The organism is Pseudomonas sp. AKS31 (genome assembly GCF_023634765.1).
GTDB lineage: Bacteria > Pseudomonadota > Gammaproteobacteria > Pseudomonadales > Pseudomonadaceae > Aquipseudomonas.
In genome coordinates, this window is the sequence record NZ_JAMLFX010000001.1 from 596,795 (window position 1) to 605,730 (window position 8,936).

Genomic DNA, 8,936 nt, shown 5'->3' on the forward strand with positions numbered 1-8,936 from the left:
CAGGGGAGCGGGTTCATCGTCCGAGATGTAAAAAGCCCCCGCAACTGCGAAGTTGCGGGGGCTTTTTATGGGCGTGGCTCAGATCACTCTTCGGCGACCGAGTCCTTGCTCTGCCGCTTCTCGATCAGATCCACCAGACGCTTGGCCAGCGCCGGGTAGTTCTCGTCGAAGTGGTGGCCACCAGGCAGCTTCACCGCTTCGCCCACCGCAGTCTTGTCCGTGCAGCCGCTTTCATCCGTCTCTTCTTCACCATAGATGCACACAACCTTGGCGGGTGGCAGCTTGGCCATTTCCGGGCCGGTGGCGGCTTCTTTGCCGGCATTGCCCAGCCAGCCTTCGACTTCGATTTCGAAGCTGCCGGTGCGGGCGAAGGCCAGCAGGATGATGGCGTCGACGCGTTGCTGCTCGGTGTCCGGCAGGCGGTTGTAGATCGCCGGCAGGACGTCAGCACCGAACGAGTAACCGGTCAGGATGAAGCGCTTGGTGCCCCATTTCTGCCGGTAGTGCTGCATCAGTTCGGTCAGGTCCAGCGCGCTCTGCTCCGGGCTCTTGTGCTGCCAGTAGTAGCGCAGGGTGTCGATGCCGACCACCGGGTAGCCGATCTTGGCCATTTCACCGGCCACGTCACGGTCGAGGTCGCGCCAGCCGCCGTCACCGGAAAGGAACAGGGTCACGGTGTCTTTGGCCTGGCCGGCCGGTACTTCAACCACCGGGATCGCCAGACCGCCGTTGGCCTTGTCGCCGCCGACGAGGATCTTGCGCAGTTCGTTGTTGAGCACTTGCGGCAGGTTGATGTCGTAGTCGCTGATGCTGGTTTCGGCGTTCGGTTGATCGCGCACGAAACCTGCGCTGGCGTCGTCCGGGTTGTCGTTCCACGCCACCAGCCAGTGGCCGTGGGCGGCGGATTTCGGCAACAGGTGAGTGCAGCCGGGTTTTTCCAGCGCCAGGTCCACGGAAATCGCTTGGGCCTTGTCGTCCTTTTGCTCAGACAACCAACGCCAGGCCAGTACCGCGCCGGGGCCGATACCGCTGACCAGCGTAGCCGGGCCGTTCAGTTCGCGCAGACCGGTTTGCAGGGCGCGGCTTTGCAGCAGGCAGTCCTTGGGCAGAATCACCTGAACGATTTGCGCCGAGGCGCTGCGGCTCAGGGTGCTCAGTTGTTTTTCAGAGAGTTTCTGGTCGTCGTTGACCGCGACCAGCACCTGCGCCTTGGGTTTGGTGCCGGGGATGACGCGGGTCAAAACGGTGCCGTCTGCCGCCGTAATGGGTTCGAGCGTCGGTTCCGGTGCCGGACGTTTGAGGTACCAGAAACCGCCGCCGGCAATCACGGCCAGCACGATCAGTGCGGCCAGGATGTACTTCAGGGAGCGTTGAATCATCAGCGTTTCACCAATCCAGTCAAGCCACCCGCGATCAGGGCAGCAGTGTCGGCCAGCGCCACCAACGGATCGAGTCCGGCGGGCACGGCCATATAACGGGGTTCCCAGTCAGGCTGGAACTTGTCTTTGAAGCGGCGCAAGCCTTGGAAGTTGTACAACTGCTCACCACGGCGGAAGACCATCGAGCCCAGACGCTGGGTCAGCGGTGCACCACGCCGGGGTTGCAACCCCGACAACGGCACCATGCCCAGGCTGAAGCGCGCGTATCCGTGACTCTTATAGTGTTGAATCAGGCCGACCATCATGAATTCCATGGTCAGCTTGGGGGCATCCGGGTGCGAACGCATCAGGTCGAGACTGGCCAGATCGTGGCTGTAAGTTTCGAGCAGGTTGGCGAACGCCACCGGACGACCTTCGAAGCGAATCACCGCGATGCGGAAATGCTTCAGGTAATCGTCGCTGAAACGGCCGAGGGAGAAACCTTTCTCACGCACGTTCTTGCCGGTCAGCCACGCATCGGAAATCACTTTCAATTCGTCCATCGGCGCCTGACCGGGCTCATGGATTTCCAGCGACAAGCCGTCGCGGGTGCCACGGTTCCAGGTGTAACGCAGGTCCTTCATCTCCTTGCCCTTGGCTTCCAGGTCAAAGCGATGCAGATCGACCCGGGCTTCTTCGCCGAGTTTGATCGCGGTCAGGCCGATGTCCATGTAGTACGGCAGGTTCTCTGCGCGTACCTGGTAGAAGACCGGGCGGGCGTGGTGAATATCGCAGAGGTCGCGGAACTGCCAGATCATCTCGGCGCGCTGCTGGCCGGGGCCGATCGGGTCGTACAGCGCCACGAGGCTGCGGCCACGGCGTGCGTACATCAGGAACGCTTCGTCGTTCTGGTGAAACAGCAACGCCTTGTCACCGGTCAGCGCGAGGCCGCCATCAGGTTGCGACGACGCCATCAGAATCTTCGCCGCACGATCGAGTTCGTCGGGCGTCGGCAGGTGAATCACCGGGCGTGCGGTGCGCAACAGCCAGGTCAGCGCGATCACCAGCAACAGCACGGCAGCGCCGAGCAGCGAGCGCAGGCCACGCGGGGCGTCAGCGTCGAGGGTGAACTGCCACCACAGTTGATGGCTGTAGGGCACGTCCTGATAGGCGAACAGCAGCAGCCACGTCGAAGCGCCCAGCACACAGAGGCTGGCCACCAGGTACAGCGGCGAGAAGGGCAGTTCGGTCAGGCGGCTCGGGCGATAGAACGAGCGACGGAACACACCGAGCAACGCCGCGGTGAGAGTCATCAGCGTCGCTTCTTCCCAGTCGAAGCCTTTGAGCAGCGAGAGCAGGGCGCCGACCAGCAGCAGAATGGTGGTGAGCATCCACGCGGCCGACAGGCGCCGGCGCAGGCCCTGAGCCAGCATCAGGCAGAGTACGCCGATCAGGCTGGCGCCGAAGTGCGAGGCGTCGACCAGACGATGCGGGATCAGAAAACCGATGTGCTCCAAGCGTGTGTCGATCTCGGGAGTCGCGCCGGAAAACAGCAGCACCACACCGGAGAGGAACACCAGCACTGCCAGAATCGGTGCTGCCAGACCGGATGCCGCGCGCATGGTCTGGGTCTGAAACAGGCGTTGGCCTTCGTTGATCAGCAGCAATACGCAGGCAACCAACAGCGGCAGCACCACGTAGATCAGGCGATACAGCAGCAGCGCGGCGGCCAGGGGCGCGGCGCCGAGCTTGTCAGCGAAAGCGGCCAGCAGGATCGCTTCGAACACACCGACACCGCCGGGCACATGGCTGAGTACGCCGGCAGCCAGTGCCAACAGGTACACCAGCAGGAAAGCACCAAACGGTGGCGCTTCCGGTAGCAACAGATAGAGAACAGTGGCGGCAGCGGCAACGTCGAGCGCGGTGATGACCAGTTGCAGGAAGGTCAGGCGGCGACCCGGCAGGCGCAGGGTGCGGCGGCCCACCCTGACTAGCAGGTTGTCGCGCAACGGTTGTTCCGGCAGGCGCCGACGGTAGATGCCGATAGCCAGTACTGCGCCTAGCAACAGCACGATAGCGGCGACCGTGCCGAGCAACCCTTCGGACAAGCCCAGTGCCTGGGATGCCGCAGGCAGGTCGCTCAGCGTGGCCAGTGCAGCCAGCGGCGGCAAGGCGCAACCCAGCGACAGGCTGGCGAACAAGGTCATGTGCGCGACTTCCGACGCTCCTAGCCCCAGTCGTGCATATAAACGGTAGCGTACCGAGCCGCCGGACAGCAGCGACAGACCGATTGCATTGCCGATCGCAAACGCGGTGAAGCCGCCCAGGGCCAAGGTGCGCGGCGGCAAGGTTACGCCGGCATAGCGGCTGGCCGACCATTCGTAGCCGAGCAGGATAATGAAGCCGACCACCGTCGCGCCGAACGCACCGAGGAGGGCGGGTTTCGGCACGTCGAGAATCGAGTCGTGCAAGGCATCGAGATCGAGTTCGGCGAGCAGATGACGACAGGCAATCAGCGCAATGGCGAACAATAGCAAGGTAACCCCCAGCCCGATGGGCTGACGGTATTTGCTTAACCGATCCAGCAAGCGCAGGCGCTCGGGTTTGATCGGGTGTTCCGCTGTGACGGTGTCTTGTGGATCAGACGAGTTGGCGCGCATCAATCACCTCTTGGATTGTGCGCGACAGGATGGAGGTATCCAGCCAAGTTACCAATCCCTGTAGAAAAAAATAATCACAAAATACTACGCCTCTCACCGGGTATCGGCGAGGGCAGTTCCTGGATTGCAGAGGTCTTGCATGCGACTCAAGCATAGTCGCAAGTCAGCACTTCTGAAGATCCCAAGCGGTTCACTGCACAGTGACAGATCATTGTTGCGAAAGGACTTTTTCAACAGATACAAAAAAGGCCACTCTTTCGAGTAGCCTTTTTTGATGTTTGGTTGCGGGAGCCGGATTTGAACCGACGACCTTCGGGTTATGAGCCCGACGAGCTACCAGACTGCTCCATCCCGCGTCTGTGTGGCGGCATTCTACAGGCGAACGGCGAGGTGTCAACCGCTAATCCCGTAAAGGGTCAAATAAGTGTGCAATCGCGTCAAACGGTCGCAGGCAGCGCGTTAAGTTTCGGAAACGCAACGAATTCCTGTTTGGCGGTTTGCTCTCGCCAAGAGGGGAGACCTGAAAAACAGACGCGCACAAAAAAGGCCACTCTTTCGAGTAGCCTTTTTTGATGTTTGGTTGCGGGAGCCGGATTTGAACCGACGACCTTCGGGTTATGAGCCCGACGAGCTACCAGACTGCTCCATCCCGCGTCTGTGTGTCGGCATTCTACAGAGGAACGCCGGGGTGTCAACCCGCAATCCGGATAAAATCTGTTGAGGTTCAATCGGTTAGCGCTTTTTGTCGGGCGTTTTTCCCGCTGCAGGGCAGGTGGCGCAAGGCTTTCAGCTCTATTGGAGGTCGCTCGTCGATTGATAAAGTAAATTCAAAAGACATTTCCTACCGTCTGGAAAGAACATTCATACCACTGGTGCTATATACAGGTGTCAGTGAGATACTGCCCATCCGGTTCGCCACGTTTCCTTTTCTGACATGACCCAGCGAAAAATCATCCACATCGACTGCGATTGTTTCTACGCCGCCATCGAGATGCGCGATGACCCGCGTCTGGCCGGCAAGCCGTTGGCAGTGGGTGGTTCGGCGGACCGGCGCGGGGTGATCGCCACCTGTAACTATGAAGCGCGCGCGTACGGCGTGCGTTCGGCGATGGCGTCGGGGCATGCCTTGAAACTGTGCCCGGACCTGACCATCGTCAAGCCGCGTATGGATGCGTATCGCGAGGCTTCGAAAGAGATTCATACGATTTTTGCCGATTACACCGACCTGATCGAGCCGTTGTCGCTGGATGAGGCTTATCTGGATGTATCGGACAGTGCGCATTTTGGTGGCAGCGCCACACGCATCGCCCAGGACATCCGCCGCCGCGTTTCCAATCAATTGCACATCACCGTTTCCGCTGGCGTAGCGCCGAACAAGTTTCTGGCGAAGATCGCCAGCGACTGGAAGAAACCCAATGGCTTGTTCGTGATTACCCCGGATCAGGTCGAGGACTTTGTCAGCGGTTTGCCGGTGAGCAAGTTGCACGGCGTCGGCAAGGTCACCGCTGACAAGCTCGGCAAGCTCGGCATCGTCGACTGTCAGCACTTGCGTGAGTGGGACAAACTGGCGCTGGTGCGCGAATTCGGCAGTTTTGGCGAGCGACTGTGGAGTCTGGCCCGTGGGATCGATGATCGGTTGGTGCATAACGACAGTCGGCGTCAGTCAATCAGCGTGGAAAATACCTACGACGTTGACCTGCCGGACTTGCGCAGTTGCCTGGATAAATTACCCGAGCTGCTGGAAACCCTGAAAACCCGCATGGCGCGGATCGACAGCAGTTATCGGCCGGGCAAGCCGTTCGTCAAAGTGAAATTCCATGACTTTACCCAAACCACCTTGGAGCAGGCCGGGGCAGGGCGGGATCTGGGCAGTTATCAGTTGATGCTGACGCAGGCTTTCAATCGCGGCGGGAAACCGGTGCGGTTGTTGGGGGTTGGGGTGCGGCTGGAGGATTTGCGGGGTGGGTTTGAGCAGATGGAGCTGTTTGAGCGTTAATTTTTCGGTGAATTCGAGATTGCCATCGCGGGCAAGCCCGCTCCCACAGGGTTCTATGGTGATGCACAAACTGTGTGAACACCGGAAACCTTGTGGGAGCGGGCTTGCCCGCGATGCTTTCAGCTGTTAATTCGGTCCCGGATCCGCGACCAGTCGCCCGGCATCCTTGGTCAACGACTTGAGAAACTCGGTCTGCAACTCAGGATCGTTGCGCGTCAGTTCGATCAGGCTTTGTTCCAGCTCGCTGGCTTCTTCTTCCAGACCCAGTTCCGACAGACGTTTGACCCGGTGTACCCACTGGCTCACTTCGTCGTCTTCCAGATCGTCGTAAATCAGCCCGTGTGCTTCCAGCAACTTGCCGCGCAGATGGCTGCTGATCACCAGTGATGAGTCAGAGTGCACGTCATCCTTGGCGTCTTCGACGCTGATCTGCAGTTTGCCGACGTGATTGAGGTCATTCTCGGCGAACGGACTGTCGAGCAGGTTCAGACGCAGCACACCGTTACGATCGGTGGTCATGTCGAAGGTCTGCTTGCCAGCCTTGACCTGCACCGGCCGCTCGCTCCACGGCAGGCTCGAGTACTCCGTGCGCTTGTCGCGCTGGACTTCATCGATGCCGGCCAGGTTCTGTTGCGCACGACCGTTGGACTGCGCGTTCATGAACGGGTTGAGTCCGGCAAAGCCATAGCTCAGCCAGTCTCTGGTGATGCTGTCCGGCAAGTTGCCGAGGGCGAACACATTGACCACGTTGGCGCCGATGCCTCCGACCACGGCTACCGCACCCAGCGGGATCTCGTAGATCTCCCGCCAAGGCTGGTAAGGCGTGTAGCGATCGTAGCGACGTGTCACTTCGAACTCGGTGACTTCAAAAGTCTTTTGTTCGTTGATCTTCACGCGTCGCTGCGGCAGCTCAAGCGCCTTAGGCTCACCGACATCGATCTGCAGGCTGTGGTCGAGCAGCTTTCGCTCGACCCGCTCTTCGTGCTCGCTGCGTTGTGACATGTGATTGGCACAGCCGCTGACCAGCAGGGCACCGCACAGGGCGGCGCCACCGAGGCCTAAGGTGTTTCGCTTGAACATGACGTCTCTATCTGGTTTCAGCGGCGGATACGGGCCTGAAGGAAGGACAATACGTCGGCCACCGGCAGCGCTTGCGCCTCGCCTTCGGTACGGCTCTTGTATTCCAGGTTGCCTTCGGCGAGGCCGCGGTCGCTGACCACGATCCGGTGTGGAATGCCGATCAGCTCCATGTCCGCGAACTTGATGCCCGGGCTGGTTTTCTTGTCGCGATCATCCAGCAGCACTTCGAAACCGGCGGCCGTCAGTTCGGCGTACAGCTTGTCGGTGGCTTCGCGCACCTGCTCGGTTTCATAGCGCAGCGGTACCAGAGCGATCTGGAACGGCGCCAGCGTGTCGCTCCAGATGATGCCGTTTTCGTCGTTGTTCTGCTCGATGGCAGCGGCGACCACGCGGGAAACGCCAATGCCGTAGCAGCCCATTTCCAGGGTCACCGGCTTGCCGTTCTCGCCCAGCACTTCGCACTTCATCGCCTTGCTGTACTTGTTGCCCAGCTGGAAGATGTGTCCGACTTCGATGCCGCGTTTGATTTCCAGAGTGCCTTTACCGTCCGGGCTTGGGTCACCGGCGACCACGTTACGCAGGTCAGCCACGGTCGGAACCGGCAGATCACGCTCCCAGTTCACGCCGAAGTAGTGCTTGTCGTCGATGTTCGCGCCGATACCGAAGTCGCTCATCAGTTCGACCGAACGGTCGATGATGATTGGCAGCGGCAGGTTCAGCGGGCCGAGCGAGCCGGCGCCGGCGCCGATGGCGTCACGCAGTTCGGCATCGGTGGCCATGACCAGCGGGCTGGCCACGCCAGGTTGCTGGGCAGCCTTGATTTCGTTGAGTTCGTGGTCGCCACGGATGACCAGTGCGATCAGCTTGCCTTCTTCTTCGGCGCGCACGATCAGGGTCTTGATGGTCTTTTCAATCGGCAGATTGAATTTTTCCACCAGCGCCGCGATGGTTTTGGTGTCTGGCGTGTCGACCAGACGCAGCTCTTCGGTCGGAGCTGGACGCGAAGTTTCGCGTGGCACCGCTTCGGCTTTTTCGATGTTTGCCGCGTAGTCGGAACCGTTACTGAAAACGATGTCGTCTTCGCCGGACTCGGCCAGTACGTGGAATTCGTGGGAGCCAGCGCCACCGATCGAGCCGTTGTCGGCTTCAACCGGACGGAATTTCAGACCCAGACGCGTGAAGATGTTGCAGTAGGCTTCATGCATGCGGTCATAGGTGATCTGCAGCGACGCTTGGTCAGCGTGGAAGGAGTACGCATCCTTCATGATGAATTCGCGACCGCGCATCAAACCGAAGCGTGGACGGATTTCGTCACGGAATTTGGTCTGGATCTGGTACAGGTTGATTGGCAGCTGTTTGTAGCTGCTCAACTCGTTGCGCATCAGATCGGTGATCACTTCTTCGTGGGTCGGGCCCGCGCAGAAGTCGCGACCGTGGCGGTCTTTGATGCGCAGCAACTCAGGGCCGTATTCGTCCCAGCGCCCCGATTCCTGCCACAGCTCGGCCGGTTGGGTGCTCGGCATCAACACTTCCAGAGAACCGGCAGCGTTCATCTCTTCGCGAACGATGGCTTCCACCTTGCGCATTACTCGCAAGCCCATCGGCAGCCAGGTGTACAGGCCCGAGGCGAGTTTGCGGATCATGCCGGCGCGCAGCATCAGCTGGTGGCTGATCACGACCGCATCGGAAGGCGTTTCTTTCTGTGTGGCGAGCAAAAATTGACTGGTGCGCATGGTTGGCCGTTGTCGGTTGCTATGACTGGAAATGACGGAGCAGTGTACCGGCGAGTTTTGCTGACGTACAGGCATGCGGCCGGTGGTGGGGTCCAACGGCGGGGGTTCT

5 protein-coding genes and 2 tRNA genes are annotated in these 8,936 nt (G+C 60.3%); 1 reads left to right on the top strand and 6 read right to left on the bottom strand.

Annotated features, from left to right (window positions below):
- Window positions 1-83 precede the first annotated feature (83 nt).
- The 4 genes from M9827_RS02630 to M9827_RS02645 form a co-directional block, all read right to left on the bottom strand.
- Entirely contained in the window at window positions 84-1,379 is a 1,296-nt protein-coding gene (locus M9827_RS02630; protein ID WP_250603213.1) for a virulence factor family protein, read from the bottom strand.
- Window positions 1,379-4,018, bottom strand: coding sequence for a bifunctional lysylphosphatidylglycerol flippase/synthetase MprF (gene mprF / locus M9827_RS02635; protein ID WP_250603215.1), 2,640 nt, complete (start codon window positions 4,016-4,018; stop codon window positions 1,379-1,381). The genes M9827_RS02630 and mprF overlap by 1 nt, the downstream gene beginning before the upstream one ends.
- Window positions 4,019-4,297: 279 nt before the next feature.
- Window positions 4,298-4,374: transfer RNA gene (locus tag M9827_RS02640), tRNA-Met, on the bottom strand.
- 221 nt (window positions 4,375-4,595) lie between these two features.
- Window positions 4,596-4,672, bottom strand: a tRNA-Met gene (locus tag M9827_RS02645).
- A gap of 280 nt (window positions 4,673-4,952) precedes the next feature.
- Between M9827_RS02645 and dinB the strand changes: the two genes are divergently transcribed.
- Window positions 4,953-6,014, top strand: a complete 1,062-nt coding sequence (gene dinB, locus M9827_RS02650; protein WP_016985277.1) for a DNA polymerase IV — start codon at window positions 4,953-4,955, stop codon at window positions 6,012-6,014.
- Between the two features lie 126 nt (window positions 6,015-6,140).
- Here dinB and M9827_RS02655 read toward each other — a convergent pair whose 3' ends face one another.
- Together M9827_RS02655 and M9827_RS02660 are read right to left on the bottom strand one after the other, a co-directional pair.
- Window positions 6,141-7,094, bottom strand: a complete 954-nt coding sequence (locus M9827_RS02655; RefSeq protein ID WP_250603217.1) for a hypothetical protein — start codon at window positions 7,092-7,094, stop codon at window positions 6,141-6,143.
- 17 nt (window positions 7,095-7,111) lie between these two features.
- The gene (locus tag M9827_RS02660) at window positions 7,112-8,827 is read right to left on the bottom strand and encodes a proline--tRNA ligase (RefSeq protein WP_250604204.1); all 1,716 of its coding nucleotides are present in this window, start codon (window positions 8,825-8,827) and stop codon (window positions 7,112-7,114) included.
- Window positions 8,828-8,936 lie beyond the last annotated feature (109 nt).

Coding starts and splice junctions, on each gene's coding strand:
- M9827_RS02630 (WP_250603213.1), bottom strand. CDS start 1,379: ATGATTCAACGCTCCCTGAAGTACATCCTGGCCGCACTGATCGTGCTG.
- mprF (WP_250603215.1), bottom strand. CDS start 4,018: ATGCGCGCCAACTCGTCTGATCCACAAGACACCGTCACAGCGGAACAC.
- M9827_RS02655 (WP_250603217.1), bottom strand. CDS start 7,094: ATGTTCAAGCGAAACACCTTAGGCCTCGGTGGCGCCGCCCTGTGCGGT.
- dinB (WP_016985277.1), top strand. CDS start 4,953: ATGACCCAGCGAAAAATCATCCACATCGACTGCGATTGTTTCTACGCC.
- M9827_RS02660 (WP_250604204.1), bottom strand. CDS start 8,827: ATGCGCACCAGTCAATTTTTGCTCGCCACACAGAAAGAAACGCCTTCC.